The sequence below is a fragment of the Streptomyces sp. NRRL F-5650 genome, from assembly GCF_000721365.1.
Classification (GTDB): Bacteria; Actinomycetota; Actinomycetes; order Streptomycetales; family Streptomycetaceae; genus Streptomyces; species Streptomyces ardesiacus.
On sequence record NZ_JOGV01000028.1, the window covers coordinates 1 to 18,407 of the forward strand.

Here is an 18,407-nt window from a genome sequence, read left to right on the forward strand (position 1 = left end):
CCGCCTCCGCACCGGCTCCGGCACCCGTTCCGCAGCCCGCACAGCAGGGCTTCGCCCCGCCCCCCGCGGCCACCCCGCCGCCGGCCCCCGTTCCGGCGCCCGCTGACGTGCACGCCGCGGCGACCATCGTCGCGCCGATGAACCCGGCGCCCGGCGGCGCTCCCGTGCCGCCGCCCGCCCCGGCGCCCGCGCCGTACGGCCAGCCGGGCCACCCCGGTCAGCAGCCGCCGTACGGCCAGGTCCCCGGCCAGACGGCGCCGCCGCCCCCCGGCTACGGCCAGCCGCCGGCGCCGCACGCACCGCCCCCGCCGCCCGGTTACGGCCAGCCGCCCGCGCCCGCCGGCTACGGGCAGCCCGCCCCGCCCCCGGGCTACGGGCAGCCGGCGGCACCTCCCGGCTACGGGCAGCAGCCTCACCAGACGGCGCCGCAAGGCATGCCCCAGGGAGCGCCGCAGGGCGCCGGTGTGGCCGCCGCGCTCCAGCAGTACCGGGAGACCGCGGCGGGGCAGCGCTGGACACAGCAGAACAAGAAGCTGGTCCGCGTCGACCTCGGAGCCGAGGGCCAGCCCGTGCTCGCCCGGCAGGGCAGCATGGTGCTCTACCAGGGCAAGGTCGACTTCAGCTACAAGGGCGCCGGATTCGCCGGCCGGGTCGTGGGCAACGTGACCGGCCAGGAGATGCAGCTCATGCGCTGCACCGGCAAGGGGCAGGTGTTCCTCGCCGACGACTCCTCGATGCTCCACCCCATCGAGCTCCAGGGCGACGCCGTCTGCGTCTCCGCGGAGAACGTCCTGGCCTTCGACGAGAGCCTCCATTACGAGGTCCGCCGCATCGAAGGGCACGGCATCCCGGGCGGAGCGCTGTTCACCATGCAGTTCCAGGGCACCGGAACGATCGTCGTCAAGACGCACGGTGTGCCCGTGGTACTGCCGGTCACGCCCACGACGTTCGCCGACTGCAACGCCGTGGTCGCCTGGTCCGCCGCCGCCCAGGTGGTCGTCTCCAGCCAGGTGCGGATGCGCCGCAACTCCTACGCGGGCGACACCGGCGAAAGCGTCAACCTGCAGTTCCGGGCCGCGCCCGGCAGCTTCGTCGTCGTCCAGCCGTACGAGATCTGAGGGAGAGCCCGACATGAACCAGCCGCTCGCGGGCTACGCTCCCGCACCCGTCGCCGCCCGCATGGAGAACCACGGCAACCACATGCTGAAGGTCGCCATGCAGACCGGAAACGACCTCCTCGCGCGCGTGGGCTCGATGGTCGCCTACGAGGGCTTCGTCCAGTACGAGCCGAACCCGCCGGCCGTCCGCCAGATCGCCAAGGACTGGATGACCGGCGAGGGCGCGCCCCTGATGAAGTGCTCCGGCGACGGACTGCTCTACCTCGCCGACTACGGCGCCAACGTGGTCGTCATCAACCTCAACGGCGACGGGATCTCCGTCAACGCCACCAACCTGCTCGCCTTCGACGCCCATCTGACGTGGGGCGTGGAGCGGGTCAAGGGCCTGGCGAAGTTCGCCGGGCAGGGCCTGTGGAACACCAGGATCTCCGGACAGGGCTGGGTCGCCCTCACCTCCCGGGGCAAGCCGATCGTGGTGGACTGCGGCGGCGGCGAGGACGAGACCTATGTCGACCCGGACGCGCTCGTGGCCTGGTCCCCGAACCTCAAGGTGAAGGGCAAGCGCAGCTTCAAGGCGCAGTCGCTGATCGGCCGCGGCAGCGGCGAGGCCTTCCAGATGGCCTTCTCCGGTCAGGGCATCGTCGTCGTCCAGCCCAGCGAGGACAGCACCGACCGCCTCCGGGTCCGGGGCTGAGGGGGAGCCACACATCATGCAGAGCCCGATTTTCGCCTACAACGACCAGCAGTCCCAGGAAGCCTGGAGCCTGCAGAACAAGCACATGCTCCGCGTCGCCCTGACGGGCCACGACGACGTGCTCGCCCGCAAGGGCACGATGGTCGCCTACCAGGGGCTCGTCGAGTTCGACGCCGAGTACCAGAGCAACAGCCAGTCGCACGCGCGTGCGTACACCGGTGAGGGCCTGGACCTGATGCGCTGCCACGGGCAGGGCACGGTCTACTTCGCCAACCTCGCCCAGTGCGTCCACGTGGTCGACGTCGACCAGGACGGCCTCACGGTCGACAGCAGCTATGTGCTCGCGATGGATTCAAACCTGCACCACGAGGTCATCGCGGTGGACAGCCTCTACGGCATCTCCGGTTCGGGCAAGTACCAGCTCAACATCACCGGCCGGGGCAAGGTCGCCCTGATGACGTCGGGCTCCCCGCTGTTCATGCAGGTGACGCCCGACAAGTACGTCAACTGCGACGCCGACGCGATCGTCGCCTGGTCCACCGGCCTGCGCGTGCAGATGCAGGCCCAGACACACTCCTCCGGCGTGTGGCGGCGCCGGGGGAACACCGGCGAGGGCTGGGAGCTGAGCTTCATGGGAAGCGGCTTCGCACTCGTCCAGCCCAGCGAGCTGCTGCCGCCGCAGAACGCGCAGATCGGCTCGGGTCTCGCCGCGCAGTACGGCATGGGCCAGCACGGCGCACGTGGGCAGAACCAGGGCAACGTCTGGAGCTGAGCGCGGCGGAGGGCCGCAGTCCGGTAAGGGGTGTTCGCAAGGGCGGTCACCCCTTACCGGTCACAGACGGGCGCGGGTCGCCTCCAGCAGGCGTACGACCGACGCGTCGGCCACGTCCGGGACCTCGGCGTACGGGAACCAGCGCAGGTCCAGGGACTCTTCGCTGATCGCCTCCACGGCCCCCTCGGGAGCCAGGGCCGCGTACTGGACGTCCAGGTGCCAGGCACAGGGCGTGTGGTGGCGGTCCAGCCGCACGGGGCCGCCGGGCAGCAGGGTCAGCCCGGCGATGCCGGACTCCTCCGTGCCCTCGCGCAGGGCCGACCGGGCCAGGGTCTCGTCGGCCGGTTCGCAGTGGCCGCCCATCTGCAGCCACATGCGCAACTTCTTGTGCAGGGTGAGCAGGACCCGCTCGCGCGAGGGGTCGATCACCATGGCGCTCGCGGTGATGTGCCCGTCGGCGCAGGCCTTCCACATCCCGTCGGGGTGTGCCGCGAGGTGGTCCAGGTAGACCTGGCGCAGCTCGTCCTGGCCCTCGAACCCCTTGAGGACCAGGACCGCGTCGTCGTGGAGGGTCACTCGGTGCCGTCGCCCTTGGCCTCGCCCCGGCCGCCCTCGTCGCCCTGGTCCCTCTTCTTCAGGTCGGGCTTGCCCGCGGCCTCGCCGAGCATCTTGTCCAGCTCGGAGAAGTCGAGCTGCTCGCGGTGCACGAAGCCGTCGGGGTCGTCCAGGTCGGTCGCGGTCGGCAGCATGTCCGGGTGGGCCCACAGACCGTCCCGGCCGTCGACGCCGTGCGCGTCCGTCAGGGAGGCCCACAGCCGGGAGGCGTCGCGCAACCGGCGCGGGCGCAGCTCCAGGCCGATCAGCGTGGCGAAGGTCTGCTCCGCGGGACCGCCCGAGGCGCGGCGGCGGCGCAGCGTCTCCCGCAGTGCGTCGGCGGAGGACAGGCGCGGCTTGGCGGCGGTGTGCACCACCGCGTCCACCCAGCCCTCGACCAGCGCCAGAGCCGTCTCCAGACGGGCCAGGGCCGCCTTCTGCTCGGGGGTGTCCTCCGGCTGGAACATGCCCTGCTGGAGAGCCTCCTGCAACTGCTCCGGATTCTGCGGGTCGAACTGGCCGACCACGTCCTCCAGCTTCGCCGTGTCCACCTTGATGCCGCGGGCATAGCCGTCGACGGCACCGAAGAGGTGCGAGCGCAGCCACGGCACGTGCGCGAAGAGGCGCTGGTGGGCGGCCTCGCGCAGGGCGAGATACAGCCGCACCTCCTCCTGCGGCACGCCGAGGTCCTTGCCGAACGACTCGATGTTCGCCGGCAGCAGCGCGGCCTTGCCGGCCGGGCCGAGCGGCAGACCCACGTCGGTCGAGCCGACGACCTCGCCGGCGAGTACGCCGACGGCCTGCCCGATCTGCGTGCCGAACATGGCGCCGCCCATGGACCGCATCATGCCGATCAGCGGGCCCGCCATGGCCTGCATCTCCTCGGGCAGCACGTCACCCATGGCGTTGCCGACGCGCTCGGCGACCGGGTCGACCAGCTCCCGCCAGGCGGGCAGGGTGGCCTCGACCCACTCCGCGCGGCTCCAGGCCACGGCGGTGCCCGCGCCCGAGGGCAGGGCGGTGGCGTCGTCCAGCCACAGGTCGGCCAGGCGCACGGCCTCCTGCACGGCGGTGCGCTCGGCGGGGCCGACGCTGGCGTCCTTGCGGCCGTCCGGGGTGCCCTGGGAGACCGTCTGGCGGGCGATCTGCTTGGCCATGTCCCAGTTCACCGGCCCGCCCTCGTAGGAGAGCATCTGGCCGAGCTGCTGGAACGCGGCGCCCAGGTCGTTGGGGTTCATGGAACCGAACATGGCAGCGAACGGGTTGTCCGCGCCGGGGCCGCCCAGGCCCCCGGCTCCGGACATGCCGAAACCGAACGGGTTGGCCGGTCCCTGACCACCGCCGCTCTGCTGGTCCTTCTTCTTGCCCTCGTCGCCGTCGTCCGGCTCCTCCGGCGGAAGGCCGAATCCGAATGGGGTGTCACTCACGGGGTTCCTCGGCTGGTAAGGCCGCCGGTTCTTTCCGGCGGCACGGCTGCCCGACTTCACCATCCAGCGTAGACACCCGAAGCCGATCGGGCCTCGGTGCTTCGCCGGCCGGCGGCCTGCGGCAGGATGGATGCCACCTGGTACGCACGCGTCGCTCGCGCTCGTACTGAAGACAACCTCTGGAGACGCCCGGTGAGTTCCCCAGATCCACAGGTTCGCGCAGCGCGAAACCAGTCAACCAGTTCCGTGCGCCCCGGCGCGCGCGGACCCGTCGTGGCGGTCACCGGTGCCGCCTCCGGCGTAGGGGCGCTGCTCACCGCGCGGCTCGCCGCGTCCGAGGTCAGACAGGTCGTGGCCATCGACGAACGACGCGGTGGGTGCGAGGCGGCCGAGTGGCAGATCCTCGACGTACGGGACCCGGCCATCGCGGAGAAACTCCGAGGTGCGGACGTTGTGGTGCACCTGGCGCTCGACCTCGACCTGGAGACCGACGCGGCCGCCCGCACGGCTTACAACGTCCGGGGGACCCAGACCGTTCTGACCGCCGCCGCGGCGGCCGGTGTGCACCGGGTCGTCCTGTGCACCTCCGCGATGGTCTACGGCGCCCTCCCGGACAACGAGCTGCCGCTGTCCGAGGACGCCGAGCTGCGCGCCACGGCCGAGGCCACGGGCGTCGGGGACCTGCTGGAGATCGAGCGGCTCGCGCGGCGCGCGCCGCGGGCGCACCCCGGCCTCAACGTCACGGTGGTCCGCCCCGCCGTGCTGGTCGGCGGCATGGACACCGCGCTGACCAGGTACTTCGAGTCGCCCAGGCTGCTGGTCGTGGCCGGGTCGCGGCCGGCCTGGCAGTTCTGCCACGTCGAGGACCTGTGCAGCGCCCTGGAGTACGCCGTCCTGGAGAAGGCCGACGGTGAGCTGGCCGTCGGGTGCGACGGCTGGCTGGAGCAGGAGGAGGTCGAGGAGCTGAGCGGCATCCGGCGCATGGAGCTGCCCTCGGCGGTGGCGCTCGGCGCGGCGGCCCGGCTGCACCGGATCGGACTGACCCCCTCTCCGGCCGGCGACCTCGCCTACACGATGTACCCGTGGGTGGTGAGCGGCAGCCGGCTGCACGATGCCGGATGGCGTCCGAAGCACACGAACGAGGAGGTGCTCGCGGAGCTGCTGGAGGAGGTCTCGGGGCGGCACACGGTCGCCGGCCGGCGGCTGGGGCGCAAGGACGCGACGGCGGCGGGCGCCGCGGGCGCGACGGTGGCGCTGCTGGGCGCCGCCGCGGTGGTGCGCCGCGCGCGCAAGGCCCGGCGCCGCATCTGAGACGGTCCCCGGGGCGGCGGCAGCTCTGTAGGAGGCTCCAACGCCGCACGCGCGCGTGCCGGGCGATCACGCTATTCCGCGCCGTCCGCGCCGTGGGGCACGATGGACGCATGGCAACCACGAACGACCACCCCGGCGAGCGGGCCGCAGCGGACCCCGTCAAGCTGATCGGCATCCGCGAGACGCCCCTGTCCGTGGACGAGGTCTTCCGCGCGGTCGGGGACGACGCGTCCGGCGGCACCGCGCTGTTCGTGGGGACCGTGCGCAACCACGACGGCGGCACCGGCGTCGACCGGCTCGGGTACTCGTGCCACCCGAGCGCAGAGGCCGAGATGCGGCGGATCGCCGAGAAGGTCGTCGCGGAGTACCCCGTTCGGGCGCTCGCGGCGCTGCACCGTGTGGGCGACCTGGAGGTCGGGGACCTCGCGGTGGTCGTAGCGGTGTCCTGCCCGCACCGGGGCGAGGCCTTCGACGCCTGCCGCAGGCTGATCGACGACCTCAAGCAAGAGGTGCCCATCTGGAAGCACCAGACGTTCTCCGACGGCACCGAGGAATGGGTGGGCGCGTAGCGTCCTCTCCGGGTACTCCGGGTACTCCGGGTACTCCGGGTTGCGTAACCCGCCCCCCGGCGTGAGCGTTGTCACTGCGAATGGTTAATCTGCTGATCAGTCAGTCGCGGACACTCATGGGGTTGGGAGGTCGGCATGGCGGCGCTTGCCTGGTTGCTGATTCCGCTGGTGGCCGCTGTCGGCGCGGGCCTGTGGGGCAGTTGGGCCAACCGGACCCGCAAGGCACGCAGCGACGGCCCCGAGCTGGACGGGTACGCCCGGTTCCGTGAGGCCATGGAGAAGTCCCGGACGGGTGCCTGACGCCCGTCCGCACGGCCGTCCGGCAGGGGTTGCCCTGACGATGTTCCGACAGCCGCGTCCCGTACTGTCGTGCCATGCCACGCCGCACCGCGACGATGCTCGCCTCCACCCTGATGCTGATCGCGCTCCTGTGCGCGGGTGTTTTCATCCCCGTGCCCTACTCGGAGATGTCGCCCGGTCCGACGGTGAACACCCTCGGCGACCACGACGGCGAGCCGGTGCTGCAGATCTCGGGGCACAAGACCTATGAGGCGAGCGGTCACCTGAACATGACCACCGTCCGGGTCACCAGCGCCGAGTACAAGATGAACCTCGTGGAGGCCGTCTACGGCTGGCTGTCGCACGACAACACCGTGGTGCCGCACGACACCCTCTACCCGAACGGCAAGACCGAGGAAGAGGCCACCCAGGAGAACGCGGAGGAGTTCAGCGCCTCCCAGGAGACCGCGAAGGTCGCCGCCCTGAAGGCGCTAGACATCCCGGTGAAGTCATGGGTGGTCGTCTCCGCCGTGGTCAAGGGCTCCCCGGCGCAGGGCAGGCTGCACGCCGGCGACGTGGTCAAGGCCGTGGACGGGACGGCCGTCAAGAAGCCCGCGGACGTCGCCGAGCTGGTGACCAAGCACAAGCCGGGCGAGGACACCGTCTTCACCATCGTCCCCGCCAAGGAGCAGGCCGCCGCCAAGAAGGAGGGCCGGACGGCGACGAAGACGCGGGAGGTCACGATCACCACCGAGGCATCCGACGACACCGGCCCGAAGCGCGCCGTCGTCGGCATCTCCGCCGGGACCGACCACACCTTCCCCTTCGAGATCGACATCAAGCTGGCCGACGTCGGCGGCCCGAGTGCCGGCCTCATGTTCGCCCTCGGCATCTACGACAAGCTCACCCCGGGCGACCTCACCGGCGGCAAGTTCGTCGCCGGCACCGGGACGATCGACGACGACGGCAAGGTCGGCCCCATCGGCGGCATCGGCATGAAGACCATCGGCGCGCACGACAAGGGCGCCCAGTACTTCCTGACGCCCGCGGACAACTGCGCGACGGCGGCCGAGGACACCCCCGACGGGCTCACCCTCGTGAAGGTCGGCACCATCGACGACGCCCTCGGCGCGCTGAAGGACATCCGCACCGGGAAGACCGCCGACCTGCCGAAGTGCACGAAGGGGTAGCCCTCCCCGCACGGGCGTCCGGCGGTCCGGCGCCGTCCCGGGGCCTACTCCGCGAAGGTCGCCGTCAGCGCCTCGGCCAGACCCGGCACCAGGTCGGAGCCCGTGAGGACCTCCGTGGCGGTGTCCTTCTCCCGCAGCCGCAGGGCCGAGTCGCGGGCGCCGTCGCGCAGGACCCCGACCGTCATGCGGACCTCCTGGCGGTCCGGGTGCTCCGCCACCCACTGGGCGAGCTTCTTCTCGCTCAGGCCCTGGGGCACCTGGGCCTCGGCGGAGGGCGGCAGCATCAGGCGCTCCACGGCGAGCGCACAGCCGACCACGGCGTCGGGCCAGGCGATGGTGCCCAGGAACTCGTCGAGCGCCCGGTTCGTGGGGATCTCGTCCTGCTCGATCGGGGTGAGGCCGGCGGACTCCGTCCCGTCCTGCAGACCGAGCCGGTCCGCGAGCGAGGGCTGGTCGGCCCGCAGCCGTGCGGTGTCGACGAGTGCGAAGAGGCGTGCGGGCTGGTCCCAGCCGAGGCCGGAGACGTACTCGTCGATCTCGAGCACGGCCCGGGTGAGGGGGCTCGCTGCCATGGGGGTGTTGGACATGGTCACAATCCTGCCTCGTTCATGGCCCGAATCGGGAACCGAGTAAACGATGAGTAAGTTGCATAAGTGTGCGCCCACGAATACGGGGGCGCACGGGGGGCCCGCGAACCCGAGGGCCTGACGGATCAAACAGCGAACTTCGAGGTGCGCACCTTGGCTTTCCAGATGCCGGACCGCGGCGGAGGCCCCCCGACGGGGCCGCGGATCAGAGTGGGCCGCCCGTCCCGGCGTGTCCGAACCCTGCTGCTGACACTCGGTGTTCTCGCCGTGCTTCTCATGGCGTTCACCATGTTCGCGGGGTTCTGGACGGACTGGCTCTGGTACCGGTCGGTCCACTACTCGTCGGTGTTCACGACGACCCTGTGGACCAAGATCGGTCTCTTCTTCGTCTTCGGCCTGCTGATGGCGCTCGCCGTGGGGTTCAACATCTGGTTGGCCCACCGCCTGCGCCCGCCGCTGAGCGCCATGTCGATGGAGCAGCAGAACCTCGACCGGTACCGGATGGGCATCGCCCCGTATAAGAAGTGGCTGCTGCTGGGCATCACCGCCCTGGTCGGCCTCGTCGCCGGTGCCTCGGCCTCCGGCCAGTGGCGTACCTGGCTGATGTGGATCAACGGCGTGCCCTTCGGGCAGAAGGACCCCCAGTTCAAGCTGGACGTCTCCTTCTACGCCTTCGACCTGCCCTGGTACCGGTTCCTGCTCGGCTTCGGCTTCGCAGCCGTGATCATCTCCGTGATCGCCGCCGCGCTCACCCACTACCTGTACGGCGGGCTCCGCATCACCAGCCCGGGCGCGCGCGCCACGGCCGCCGCCACCGGGCACCTGTCGGTGCTCATCGGTGTCTTCGTCGCCCTCAAGGCGGTCGCGTACTGGCTCGACCGGTACGGACTGGCCGTGAAGTCCAGCGACTTCAAGGCGACCGACAACTGGACGGGCCTCAGGTACGTCGACGCCAACGCCTACCTGCCGGCCAAGACGATCCTGTTCTGCATCGCCGTCATCTGCGCGCTGCTGTTCTTCGCCACCCTGTGGCGGCGCACCTGGCAGTTGCCCGTCATCGGCTTCGGCCTGATGGTGCTCTCCGCGATCCTCATCGGCGGTCTGTACCCGGCGCTGGTCCAGAAGTTCCAGGTCCAGCCGAACGAGCAGGCCAAGGAGGCGCCGTACGTCGAGAAGAACCTCGTCGCCACGAGGGACGCGTACGGCATCGAGGGCACCCAGGTCACCGAGTACCCGGGCAAGAGCGAGACCAAGGACAAGACGAAGCTCCGTGACGACGTGGACGCCGCGGCGTCCATCCGCATCATGGACCCGAACGTCATCTCGCCGACGTTCCAGCAGCTCCAGCAAATGCGTAACTACTACGCGTTCCCGACCAATCTGGACGTCGACCGGTACTCCAAGGACGGCAAGGACCAGGACACGGTCATCGGTCTGCGCGAGCTGAACCTCGCGGGCATCCCGAAGAAGAACTGGATCAACAACCACTTCCGCTACACCCACGGCTACGGCGTGGTGGCGGCCAAGGGCACGGCCGTCGACGCCGAGGGCCGCCCGGTCTTCACCGAGTCCAACCTGCCGTCCGAGGGAGACCTCGGGAAGTACGAGCAGCGGATCTACTACGGCGAGAAGACGACCACCTACTCGATCGTCGGCGGTCCCCAGAAGGAGATCGACTACTCCGACGACACCGGGGAGAAGACGTTCAGCTACAAGGGCGACGGCGGCGTCGACCTGTCCAGCCCGATCAACCGGGCGGCGTACGCGGCGGCGTTCAGCGAGCCGCAGATCCTCTACTCCGGTGCGATCGGCGAGGGTTCGAAGATCCTCTACAACCGCACGCCCAAGGAGCGCGTCGAGGCGGTCGCCCCGTGGCTGACCATCGACGGCGACGCCTACCCGGCGGTGGTGGACGGCCGCATCCAGTGGATCGTCGACGCGTACACCACGACGAACGGTTACCCGTACGCCTCCCGTACGACGCTCGGCGACACCACGGCCGACTCGCTGACCGCCAACAACAACTCGCGCGCGGTGGTGGCCCAGCAGAACCAGGTCAACTACATCCGCAACTCCGTGAAGGCGACCGTCGACGCGTACAGCGGCGACGTGAAGCTCTACGAGTGGGACACCCAGGACCCGATCCTGAAGACCTGGCGGAAGGCCTTCCCGGACTCGGTCCAGGACAAGAGCGAGATCTCCAAGGAGCTGATGGCGCATCTGCGCTATCCGCAGGACCTCTTCAAGGTCCAGCGCGAACTGCTCACGCGCTACCACGTGAAGGACGCCAACACGTTCCTCAGCGGCAGCGAGGTGTGGCAGGTCCCGGACGACCCGACCAACAAGTCGGGCGACGCGGTGCCGCCGTACTACCTGAGCATGAAGATGCCCGACCAGAAGGCGCAGGCGTTCTCGCTGACGACCACGTTCACACCCAACGGGCGTGACAACCTCAGCGCGTTCATGGCCGTCGACGCCGAGGCGGGCACCAGCGACTACGGCAAGATCAGAATCCTGAAGCTGCCGACGAGCACGACCGTCAACGGACCCAAACAGGTCCAGAGCCAGTTGAACTCCGAGCAGGACATCGCCGAGACCATCAGGCTGCTGAGAGGCGGCGACTCGGAGGTGGAGTACGGCAACCTGCTGACGGTGCCGCTCGACGGCGGGCTGCTGTACGTCGAGCCGGTCTATGTGCGCGGTGGCGACCTCAAGTACCCCTTGCTGCGCAAGGTCCTGGTGAGTTACGGGGGCAACACCGCCTTCGAGAACACCCTCGACCAAGCGCTCAACAAGGTCTTCGGAGCCCAGGCGTCCGAGAGCGAGGAGCCACCGTCGGACGAGGGCGACACCACCCAGCCGCCGCCGTCGTCCACCAACCCGACGGTCCGGCAAGCGCTGAGCGACGCGCAGAAGGCCTTCGACGCCGGGCAGAAGGCCCTGGAGCAGAAGGACCTGGCGGCGTACGCCAAGGCGCAGAAGGACCTCGAGGACGCGCTCAAGCGGGCCGAGGACGCACAGGCCAGGGCCGACCAGAGCGCGGGCGGCAAGAACGGCGACAAGGGCACCGGCGACAAGTCCGGCGAGGACAAGGCCGGGGGCGACAAGGCCGGCCCGGACGCGACTCCGACCGGTGACGCCGGCGGAGGATCGGACACGAGCTGACCGACGGCTCGGCGTCCGGCGTCCGAGCCCGGCGTCCGCGTCCGGCGTTCGAGCTGGTCAGAGCCCATCCCGCGCCGTGCTAGGGTGGTTCACACAACGGCGCGGGGTGGAGCAGCTCGGTAGCTCGCTGGGCTCATAACCCAGAGGTCGCAGGTTCAAATCCTGTCCCCGCTACTGACGTCGTGAGCTGGTTGCGAACGACCACGAAGGCCCGGATTCCCACAAGGAATCCGGGCCTTCGTGATGTGCGAACGCATGTACCGAGGACACGACGGCCGCGCCGTCAGGGGGAGTTGGGCAGTTCTGTGTTTGACTTGTCTCCCTGTGGGCATGTCGACAAAACGCTGAAGTGACCTCACTGACTGCGGTATACCGGATGTACCGAGGTTGCGGGTGGTGCGACGATGAACGTTATGGGGGACATGGCAAATCTGTTCGGGACAGGGCGTTTTGCGCAGCCGTCCGGTATGTCGTCGGGGCAGTCGTCCGGCCAGGAGGAGGCCGCCGACGAGGCTCAGGTGGCCGCCGACGAGGCCGCCGAGGAAGTGCGTCTGCGGCTCGCCGTCGACGGCGGTGACGTCGAGGCGATGAGCGTGCTCGGCGCGCTGCTGCTGCGCCGCGGTGACTTCGACGGAGCCGAGTCCCACCTGCGTGCCGCCACCGCGGCCGGCGACCGGGCCGCCGCCAACAACCTGGGCGTCCTGCTGCACCAGCGGGGGTACGCCGACGAGGCCGCCGGATGGTGGCGCATCGCCGCCGTCGCCGGGTCCGCAGCCGCCGCGCACGCGCTGGGCCGGCACTTCCGTGAGCGGGGGGACGAGCCCGCCGCCGAGTACTGGCTGCGCCAGTCCGCGGAACAGGGCCACGTACTGGCCGCCTACGCGCTCGCCGACCTGCTGGGGCACCGCGGCGACGACTCCGGGTCCGAGCGGTGGATGCGGGCCGCCGCCGAGCGCGGGCACCGGGAAGCGGCGTACCGGCTGGCACGGACGCTGGACCGGCGTGCCGGGCAGCGCGCCGGCGGCGACGAGGCGGCCGTGCTCGCCGCCCGCGAGGCCGAGCAGTGGTACCGGCAGGCCGCCGCGCGCGGTCACCGGCGGGGCGCGCTGCACCTCGGGGCGATCCTGGAGAAGCGCGGCGAGCTCAAGGAGGCCGGCCGCTGGTATCTCACCTCCGCCAAGGACGGCGAGGCCCGCGCCGCCTGTGCGCTGGGCTTCCTCCTGCGGGACGCCGGGGACACCGAGAGCGCCGCCGTGTGGTGGCTGCGGGCCGCCCAGGACGGCGACGGCAACGCCGCCAACGCGCTGGGCGCGCTGCACGCAGAGCGCGGTGAGACCCAGACGGCGGAACGCTGGTACCGGGCCGCGATGGACGCCGGTGACGACAACGGCGCGTACAACCTCGGCCTGCTCTGCGCCGAGCAGGGGCGCACCGCGCAGGCCGAGCAGTGGTACCGGCGGGCCGCGTACGCCGGGCACCGGGAGGCATCCAACGCGCTGGCCATCCTGCTGCTGCGGGCCGGGGACGAGAGCGGCGCCGAGCCGTGGTTCTCGAAGGCCGCCGAGGCGGGCAGCGTCGACGCCGCCTTCAACCTCGGGATCCTGCACGCCGGGCGCGGCGAGGAGCGGGAAGCACTGCGCTGGTACGAGCGGGCCGCCGCGGCCGGGCACACCGAGGCGGCGCTGCAGGTCGGGATGGCACGGCTGCGCGACGGCGACGAGCGTGAGGCGGAGCGGTTCCTGCGCTGCGCGGCCGGGGGCGGCAGCGCCGAGGCCGCGTACCGGCTGGCTTCGGTGCTGGACGCGCGCCGGCCGCCCGCGCCCGCGCACGAGCTGGGGGAGCCGGCCCACGAGAAGTCCGAGTGCGAGGAGTGGTACGAGCGCGCGGCCTCCCAGGGGCACCGGCGGGCCCAGGTGCGGGTCGGGATGCTCGCGGCGGCGCGGGGCGACGTGGTGGACGCCGCCCGGTGGTACCGGGAGGCGGCCGAGGCCGGCTCGCGCAACGGGGCCTTCAACCTGGGACTGCTGCTGGCCCGGGAGGGCAGCGAACCCGAGGCGGTGGTGTGGTGGCGCCGCGCCGCCGACGCCGGGCACGGGCGGGCGGCGCTGCGGCTGGCGCTGGTGGCCGCCCGGCGGGGGGAGCTGGCGGAGGGACAGCGGTGGGCGGACCTGGCGGTGTCGCTGGGTCCGGACGAGGTGGGGAAGCGGGCAGCGCGATTGCGGGACGCGCTCCTGCAGGAGCTGTCGGCGTGAGGGGGGGGACCGGCGCGGCGGCGGCACAGCAGCGGCGGTGACCATGCACCTGGGGCCGGAACCCTTTCGGATTCCGGCCCCAGGCCTTCAGTAGCGGGGACAGGATTTGAACCTGCGACCTCTGGGTTATGAGCCCAGCGAGCTACCGAGCTGCTCCACCCCGCGTCGATGAATGGAACACTACGTCAACACGAAGACGAGAAGCAAATCCGTGCTCACGCCGCCGCGCAGTTCGGGCAGGTGCCCCGGTACGTCACCTCGACCTCCGACACCGTGAAGCCGAAGCGCTCCGAGTCGGGGAGGTCGGCCAGCGGATTGCCGGTCGGGTGGACGTCGCGGATCGCGCCGCACCGGGCACAGACCAGGTGCTGGTGCGGACGGTGCGCGTTCGGGTCGTAGCGCTTGGCGCGCTTGTCCGTCGCGACCTCCAGCACCTCGCCGAGCGAGACCAGCTCGCCCAGGGTGTTGTAGACCGTCGCCCGGGAGATCTCGGGGAGCTTGGCCACGGCCCGGGAGTGCACCTCGTCGGCCGTCAGGTGGACGTGTTCGCCGTCGAGGACCTCGGCCACCACGCGCCGCTGTGCGGTCATGCGCCAACCGCGACCGCGCAGCCGTTCCAGAAGGTCACTCATGCCGACCAGCCTAACAGCAAGGGGGTCAGGTCCTGAATGGGTGTGATTCTGGACCCCTACCTGAATTAGACACTGTCCACTATAGCTCCTGGCCGGCGGCGGCGTGCCTTTCGGTCAGGCGGTCGCCACGGGTGTGCGGTGCGGGGTGCGGGCCGGTGCCCAGTGGCGGATGATGTCGCGCACCGAGACGATGCCGACGGGCTCACCCCCGTCCAGGACGATCAGGTGACGGAAGCCGCCGTGCGCCATCGCGGTCGCCGCCTCCTCCACGCTCCAGGTGGGTGCGGCGAAGACGACGTCGGTGGTGGTGTGGCTGTGGGCGTGCTCGGCGTCGGGATCCTGGCCCCCGCCCACCGAGACCAGGACGTCGCGTTCGGTGAGGATGCCGATGCCCCCGGCGTCGGGGTCGTGCACCACGGCCGCGCCGACGTGGCGCGCGGACATCAGGGCGGCGGCCTGGCGGAGCGTGTGGGCGGGGCCGATGGTGAGGACGACCTTGCTCATGACTTCGCGGACGAGCATGGGTGGAGCCACCTCCTGCGGTGATCCATGAGCCGGTTCATGGATTCACACGTTCACAAGTGGGGGAGCTCCCAGAGTGGCAGGCAAAGCCCGGGTCAACAAGGGGGCGCGGAGAGCGAGTCGGGGGGCGCTCAGTAGCGCTGGTTCAGATACCCGAGCAGCTCGTCGTGGAGCCGGCCGTTCGACGCCGCCGCGTTGCCGCTGTGCGGGCCGGGGCGTCCGTCGAGACCGGTGAAGGTGCCGCCGGCCTCCGTGACGATGATCGCGTTCGCGGCCATGTCCCAGAGGGAGAGCTCCGGTTCCGCGCAGATGTCCACCGACCCCTCGGCCACCATCATGTACGGCCAGAAGTCGCCGTACGCGCGCGTGCGCCACACCTCGCGTGTGAGGTCGAGGAAGCCGTCGAGGCGGCCCTGCTCCTCCCAGCCGCTCAGCGAGGAGTACGCGAACGAGGCGTCGGAGAGTGTGGAGACCTGGGAGACGTGCAGCCGGGAGGCAGAGGTCAGGCTGCGGCCGGTGAACGCGCCGTGGTCCTGCACCGCCCACCAGCGCCGGCCGAGGGCGGGCGCCGAGACGAGGCCGACGACCGGCTGGTAGCCGCCCTCCTTCGCCTCCATCAGCGCGATGAGGGTGGCCCAGACGGGGACGCCCCGCACGTAGTTCTTGGTGCCGTCGATCGGGTCGATCACCCAGCGGCGCGGGCCGGTGCCCGCCACGCCGAACTCCTCGCCGTGGACCGAGTCCCGGGGGCGGGCGCGGGCGAGGTGGCCGCGGACGAGTTCCTCGGCGGCCTTGTCCGCCTCGCTCACCGGGGTCATGTCCGGCTTCGTCTCGACCTTCAGGTCGAGGGCCTTGAACCGGTCCATCGTCGCGGCGTCGGCGGCGTCGGCGAGCACGTGGGCGAGGCGGAGGTCGTCGAGGTAATCGGGCATGCCGTCACGCTATCTGTCCCGGGCCGGGCAGGGCCACCAGGGGTTTGGCGGGCGTGGCGGGGCGCGGAGAGCGGCGCGCGGACCGCCCGCGCGGGGGGCGCGAGAACCCTTGACAGTGCCCCCGTACCCGTCAAATCTGGCAGCGAGCCGCTCGGTACCACTGGCAGCGAACCGTCCAGGGAGGCGAGGTGCCTGCAGCCCGGGAGTCCCTGCTCGACGCCGCCTTCACGGCGTTGGCGCGCCGGCCCTGGTACGCCGTGCGCATGGTGGACGTGGCGGCCTCCGCCGGGGTGTCCCGGCAGACCCTGTACAACGAGTTCGGCAGCAAGGAAGGGCTCGCCCGGGCCCTGGTGAGGCGCGAGGCCGACGGCTATCTCGCCGGAGTGGAGCGGGCGCTGGCCGGGTCCAGTGACCCGCGCGAACGGCTCACCGCGACCGCCGAGTGGATGATGTCGGCCGCCCACGACAACGCCCTGGTGAGGGCCATGCTCACCGGCTGCTGGAGCGAACGGCTGCCCGCACCGGCGGTGGCGCCCTCCTCCACCGCACCGGCCCAGCGGCGGGCCGACGGTCCGCTGCCCACGCCCGGCGACTTCGTGGGCCTCGTCCGCGACCGCGCGGTGGCCGTCCTGCACGGCACCGGCCCGCTGCCCGCCCCGGACGCCGCCGAGCTGGCGCGCTCCTGCGAACTGGCGGTACGGCTGGCCCTGTCCTGTGTGGCGGCACCGCCGGCCGAGGGTGGGGTGGCCGATCTCCTGCGCACCGCCCTGCCGCGCCGGCTGACGGCGTAGCGCAGCGGCGGCTCAGTGGGCCGAGCCCGACAACTGCAGTCCGATGACACCGATGATGACGAGGCTGATCGAGACGATCTTCAGGGTGGAGACCAGGTCGCCGAGGAAGATCATGCCGTAGATGGCGGTGCCCGCCGCGCCGATGCCGGTCCACACCGCGTACGCGGGGCCGACGTCGAGTTTCTTCAGGGACAGGGTCAGCAGGCCGAAACTGCCCAGCGCGAAGGCGCAGAAGGCGATCGTGGGCCAGAGCCGGGTGAAGCCGTGCGAGAGCTTCAGACAGACGGCGAAGCCGGTCTCGAGCACTCCGGCCACTATGACCAGCAGCCACGCCATGTCTCGTCCTCCCGTAGTCCCGTACCGTGACCGCCGTGCCGATCGGTGCTGATCAGTGGCTTCGCCCGGATGGTTGCTCCGTCCGGCCACGACCCCAACGACCCCGCCCGGCAGACGACTTGGGCCGCCGGTGACGTCGTCGGGCTTTGCCCGGGCTTGGTTCCGGCTTGGTGCGATTATGCACTTACCGGCTGCACGGCACGGCAAACAACGCGGCGGTCAGTCGCCTTCCTTGCGTTCCCGCGTCGACAGCAGCCGGCGCAGCGAGTACAGCCGTGCCGGGTCGGCGTGACCCTCGGCGACCCAGGCGTCCAGGGCGCAGTCGGGCTCGTCGTGACTGCACGCGCGCGGGCAGCCCTCCGTGCCCGGCACCAGGTCGGGGAAGGCGTTGATCACCCGGGACGGGTCGATGTGCGCCAGTCCGAACGACCTCACGCCCGGGGTGTCCACCACCCAGCCGCCCTCCGCCGAGGACAGCGGCAGGGCCAGGGCCGAGGTCGTGGTGTGCCGGCCTCGGCCCGTCACCGCGTTCACGTGCCCCGTCACCCGGCGGCGGTCCTCCGGCACCAGGGTGTTGACGAGGGTCGTCTTGCCGACGCCGGAGTGGCCGACGAAGGCCGTGATCCTCCCGTCCAGGTGCTCGCGCACGAGGTCCGCCGCGGCGCCGTTCTCGAGCTGCTCGCGGCTGGTGACGACGTAGGGGATGTCGAGGGCGCCGTATAGCTCCAGGAGGTCGTCCGGCGGTGCCAGGTCGGCCTTGGTCATGACCAGCAGCGGGGTCAGGCCGCCGTCGAAGGCCGCGACCAGGCAGCGGTCGATCAGGCGGGGGCGCGGCTCGGGGTCGGCGAGGGCGGTGACGATGGCGAGCTGGTCGGCGTTGGCGACGACGACGCGCTCGTACGGGTCGTCGTCGTCCGCCGTGCGGCGCAGTACCGACGTGCGCTCCTCGATGCGCACGATGCGCGCGAGGGTGTCCTTCTTGCCGGACAGGTCGCCGACCAGGGCGACCCGGTCGCCGACCACGGCCGCCTTGCGCCCCAGCTCCCGGGCCTTCATCGCCATGACGATCCGGTCCTCGACCAGGCAGGTCAGCCGGCCGCGGTCCACCGTGAGGACCAGGCCCCCGGCGGCGTCCTCGTGCTTGGGCCGGATGTGGGTGCGCGGCCGGTTGCCCTTGCGGTTCGGGCGGGTGCGGATGTCGTCCTCGTCGGTGTGCTTGCCGTAGCGGCGCATGGC

Annotated in this window: 18 protein-coding genes and 2 tRNA genes; 11 read left to right on the top strand and 9 right to left on the bottom strand. The window is 71.3% G+C overall.

The window, feature by feature from the left end; genetic code table 11:
* The 3 genes from IG88_RS0122950 to IG88_RS0122960 all read left to right on the top strand — a co-directional run.
* Positions 1–1,118: AIM24 family protein (locus tag IG88_RS0122950; RefSeq protein WP_031044291.1), on the top strand; the 1,118-nt coding region annotated here is incomplete at its 5' end.
* Positions 1,119–1,131: 13 nt separating this feature from the next.
* A complete protein-coding gene (locus IG88_RS0122955; RefSeq protein ID WP_031044293.1) occupies positions 1,132–1,812 on the top strand; it encodes an AIM24 family protein in 681 nt (226 codons plus the stop codon).
* Positions 1,813–1,828: 16 nt separating this feature from the next.
* Positions 1,829–2,584, top strand: coding sequence for an AIM24 family protein (locus tag IG88_RS0122960; protein WP_031044296.1), 756 nt, complete (start codon positions 1,829–1,831; stop codon positions 2,582–2,584).
* 60 nt (positions 2,585–2,644) lie between these two features.
* On the opposite strand, the gene IG88_RS0122965 is transcribed toward IG88_RS0122960, so the two are convergent.
* Positions 2,645–3,160 carry an NUDIX hydrolase gene (locus IG88_RS0122965; RefSeq protein ID WP_031044300.1) on the bottom strand — a complete coding sequence of 172 codons (516 nt, stop codon included), beginning with the start codon at positions 3,158–3,160 and terminating at the stop codon, positions 2,645–2,647.
* Complete coding sequence (locus IG88_RS0122970) at positions 3,157–4,605, bottom strand: zinc-dependent metalloprotease (RefSeq protein WP_031044301.1); 1,449 nt, start codon at positions 4,603–4,605, stop codon at positions 3,157–3,159. Before IG88_RS0122970 ends, IG88_RS0122965 begins: the two co-directional genes overlap by 4 nt.
* Before the next feature lie 192 nt (positions 4,606–4,797).
* On the opposite strand from IG88_RS0122970, the gene IG88_RS0122975 reads away from it, so the two are divergent.
* From IG88_RS0122975 to IG88_RS0122990, 4 genes are all read left to right on the top strand, one after another.
* Complete coding sequence (locus tag IG88_RS0122975; RefSeq protein WP_031044304.1) at positions 4,798–5,916, top strand: SDR family oxidoreductase; 1,119 nt, start codon at positions 4,798–4,800, stop codon at positions 5,914–5,916.
* A gap of 110 nt (positions 5,917–6,026) precedes the next feature.
* Positions 6,027–6,485: a molybdenum cofactor biosynthesis protein MoaE gene (locus IG88_RS0122980; RefSeq protein ID WP_031044305.1), complete on the top strand. Its 459-nt coding sequence runs from the start codon at positions 6,027–6,029 to the stop codon at positions 6,483–6,485.
* A gap of 135 nt (positions 6,486–6,620) precedes the next feature.
* Positions 6,621–6,785, top strand: coding sequence for a hypothetical protein (locus IG88_RS43820; protein ID WP_167458149.1), 165 nt, complete (start codon positions 6,621–6,623; stop codon positions 6,783–6,785).
* A 74-nt stretch (positions 6,786–6,859) separates the two neighbouring features.
* The gene (locus IG88_RS0122990) at positions 6,860–7,954 is read left to right on the top strand and encodes a PDZ domain-containing protein (protein WP_031044308.1); all 1,095 of its coding nucleotides are present in this window, start codon (positions 6,860–6,862) and stop codon (positions 7,952–7,954) included.
* A gap of 44 nt (positions 7,955–7,998) precedes the next feature.
* On the opposite strand, the gene IG88_RS0122995 is transcribed toward IG88_RS0122990, so the two are convergent.
* Positions 7,999–8,541 carry a PPA1309 family protein gene (locus IG88_RS0122995; RefSeq protein ID WP_031044311.1) on the bottom strand — a complete coding sequence of 181 codons (543 nt, stop codon included), beginning with the start codon at positions 8,539–8,541 and terminating at the stop codon, positions 7,999–8,001.
* A 165-nt stretch (positions 8,542–8,706) separates the two neighbouring features.
* On the opposite strand from IG88_RS0122995, the gene IG88_RS0123000 reads away from it, so the two are divergent.
* From IG88_RS0123000 to IG88_RS0123010, 3 genes are all read left to right on the top strand, one after another.
* Positions 8,707–11,706 carry a UPF0182 family protein gene (locus IG88_RS0123000; RefSeq protein ID WP_031044312.1) on the top strand — a complete coding sequence of 1,000 codons (3,000 nt, stop codon included), beginning with the start codon at positions 8,707–8,709 and terminating at the stop codon, positions 11,704–11,706.
* A 100-nt stretch (positions 11,707–11,806) separates the two neighbouring features.
* A tRNA-Met gene (locus IG88_RS0123005) sits at positions 11,807–11,880 on the top strand.
* Between the two features lie 230 nt (positions 11,881–12,110).
* Positions 12,111–13,958: a tetratricopeptide repeat protein gene (locus IG88_RS0123010; protein WP_199807489.1), complete on the top strand. Its 1,848-nt coding sequence runs from the start codon at positions 12,111–12,113 to the stop codon at positions 13,956–13,958.
* A gap of 91 nt (positions 13,959–14,049) precedes the next feature.
* On the opposite strand, the gene IG88_RS0123015 is transcribed toward IG88_RS0123010, so the two are convergent.
* From IG88_RS0123015 to hisN, 4 genes are all read right to left on the bottom strand, one after another.
* Positions 14,050–14,123: transfer RNA gene (locus IG88_RS0123015), tRNA-Met, on the bottom strand.
* A gap of 50 nt (positions 14,124–14,173) precedes the next feature.
* Positions 14,174–14,590: a Fur family transcriptional regulator gene (locus IG88_RS0123020; RefSeq protein ID WP_030400675.1), complete on the bottom strand. Its 417-nt coding sequence runs from the start codon at positions 14,588–14,590 to the stop codon at positions 14,174–14,176.
* A 114-nt stretch (positions 14,591–14,704) separates the two neighbouring features.
* Positions 14,705–15,112 carry a cyclic nucleotide-binding/CBS domain-containing protein gene (locus IG88_RS0123025; RefSeq protein WP_031044318.1) on the bottom strand — a complete coding sequence of 136 codons (408 nt, stop codon included), beginning with the start codon at positions 15,110–15,112 and terminating at the stop codon, positions 14,705–14,707.
* 131 nt (positions 15,113–15,243) lie between these two features.
* Positions 15,244–16,044, bottom strand: a complete 801-nt coding sequence (hisN, locus tag IG88_RS0123030) for a histidinol-phosphatase (RefSeq protein ID WP_031044321.1) — start codon at positions 16,042–16,044, stop codon at positions 15,244–15,246.
* Between the two features lie 188 nt (positions 16,045–16,232).
* On the opposite strand from hisN, the gene IG88_RS0123035 reads away from it, so the two are divergent.
* Positions 16,233–16,835, top strand: a complete 603-nt coding sequence (locus IG88_RS0123035; protein WP_031044324.1) for a TetR/AcrR family transcriptional regulator — start codon at positions 16,233–16,235, stop codon at positions 16,833–16,835.
* Between the two features lie 12 nt (positions 16,836–16,847).
* On the opposite strand, the gene IG88_RS0123040 is transcribed toward IG88_RS0123035, so the two are convergent.
* Both IG88_RS0123040 and rsgA read right to left on the bottom strand, forming a co-directional pair.
* Complete coding sequence (locus IG88_RS0123040) at positions 16,848–17,171, bottom strand: DMT family transporter (protein ID WP_031044327.1); 324 nt, start codon at positions 17,169–17,171, stop codon at positions 16,848–16,850.
* 219 nt (positions 17,172–17,390) lie between these two features.
* Positions 17,391–18,404: a ribosome small subunit-dependent GTPase A gene (gene rsgA / locus IG88_RS0123045; RefSeq protein ID WP_031044329.1), complete on the bottom strand. Its 1,014-nt coding sequence runs from the start codon at positions 18,402–18,404 to the stop codon at positions 17,391–17,393.
* Positions 18,405–18,407: the final 3 nt, after the last annotated feature.

Bases quoted from the DNA above. Each gene is read 5' to 3' on its own strand.
- IG88_RS43820 (WP_167458149.1), top strand. From the start codon at position 6,621: ATGGCGGCGCTTGCCTGGTTGCTGATTCCGCTGGTGGCCGCTGTCGGC.
- IG88_RS0122980 (WP_031044305.1), top strand. From the start codon at position 6,027: ATGGCAACCACGAACGACCACCCCGGCGAGCGGGCCGCAGCGGACCCC.
- IG88_RS0122990 (WP_031044308.1), top strand. From the start codon at position 6,860: ATGCCACGCCGCACCGCGACGATGCTCGCCTCCACCCTGATGCTGATC.
- IG88_RS0122960 (WP_031044296.1), top strand. From the start codon at position 1,829: ATGCAGAGCCCGATTTTCGCCTACAACGACCAGCAGTCCCAGGAAGCC.
- IG88_RS0123040 (WP_031044327.1), bottom strand. From the start codon at position 17,171: ATGGCGTGGCTGCTGGTCATAGTGGCCGGAGTGCTCGAGACCGGCTTC.
- rsgA (WP_031044329.1), bottom strand. From the start codon at position 18,404: ATGCGCCGCTACGGCAAGCACACCGACGAGGACGACATCCGCACCCGC.
- IG88_RS0122955 (WP_031044293.1), top strand. From the start codon at position 1,132: ATGAACCAGCCGCTCGCGGGCTACGCTCCCGCACCCGTCGCCGCCCGC.
- IG88_RS0122995 (WP_031044311.1), bottom strand. From the start codon at position 8,541: ATGTCCAACACCCCCATGGCAGCGAGCCCCCTCACCCGGGCCGTGCTC.
- IG88_RS0123000 (WP_031044312.1), top strand. From the start codon at position 8,707: ATGCCGGACCGCGGCGGAGGCCCCCCGACGGGGCCGCGGATCAGAGTG.
- IG88_RS0123020 (WP_030400675.1), bottom strand. From the start codon at position 14,590: ATGAGTGACCTTCTGGAACGGCTGCGCGGTCGCGGTTGGCGCATGACC.
- IG88_RS0123025 (WP_031044318.1), bottom strand. From the start codon at position 15,112: ATGCTCGTCCGCGAAGTCATGAGCAAGGTCGTCCTCACCATCGGCCCC.
- hisN (WP_031044321.1), bottom strand. From the start codon at position 16,044: ATGCCCGATTACCTCGACGACCTCCGCCTCGCCCACGTGCTCGCCGAC.
- IG88_RS0123010 (WP_199807489.1), top strand. From the start codon at position 12,111: ATGAACGTTATGGGGGACATGGCAAATCTGTTCGGGACAGGGCGTTTT.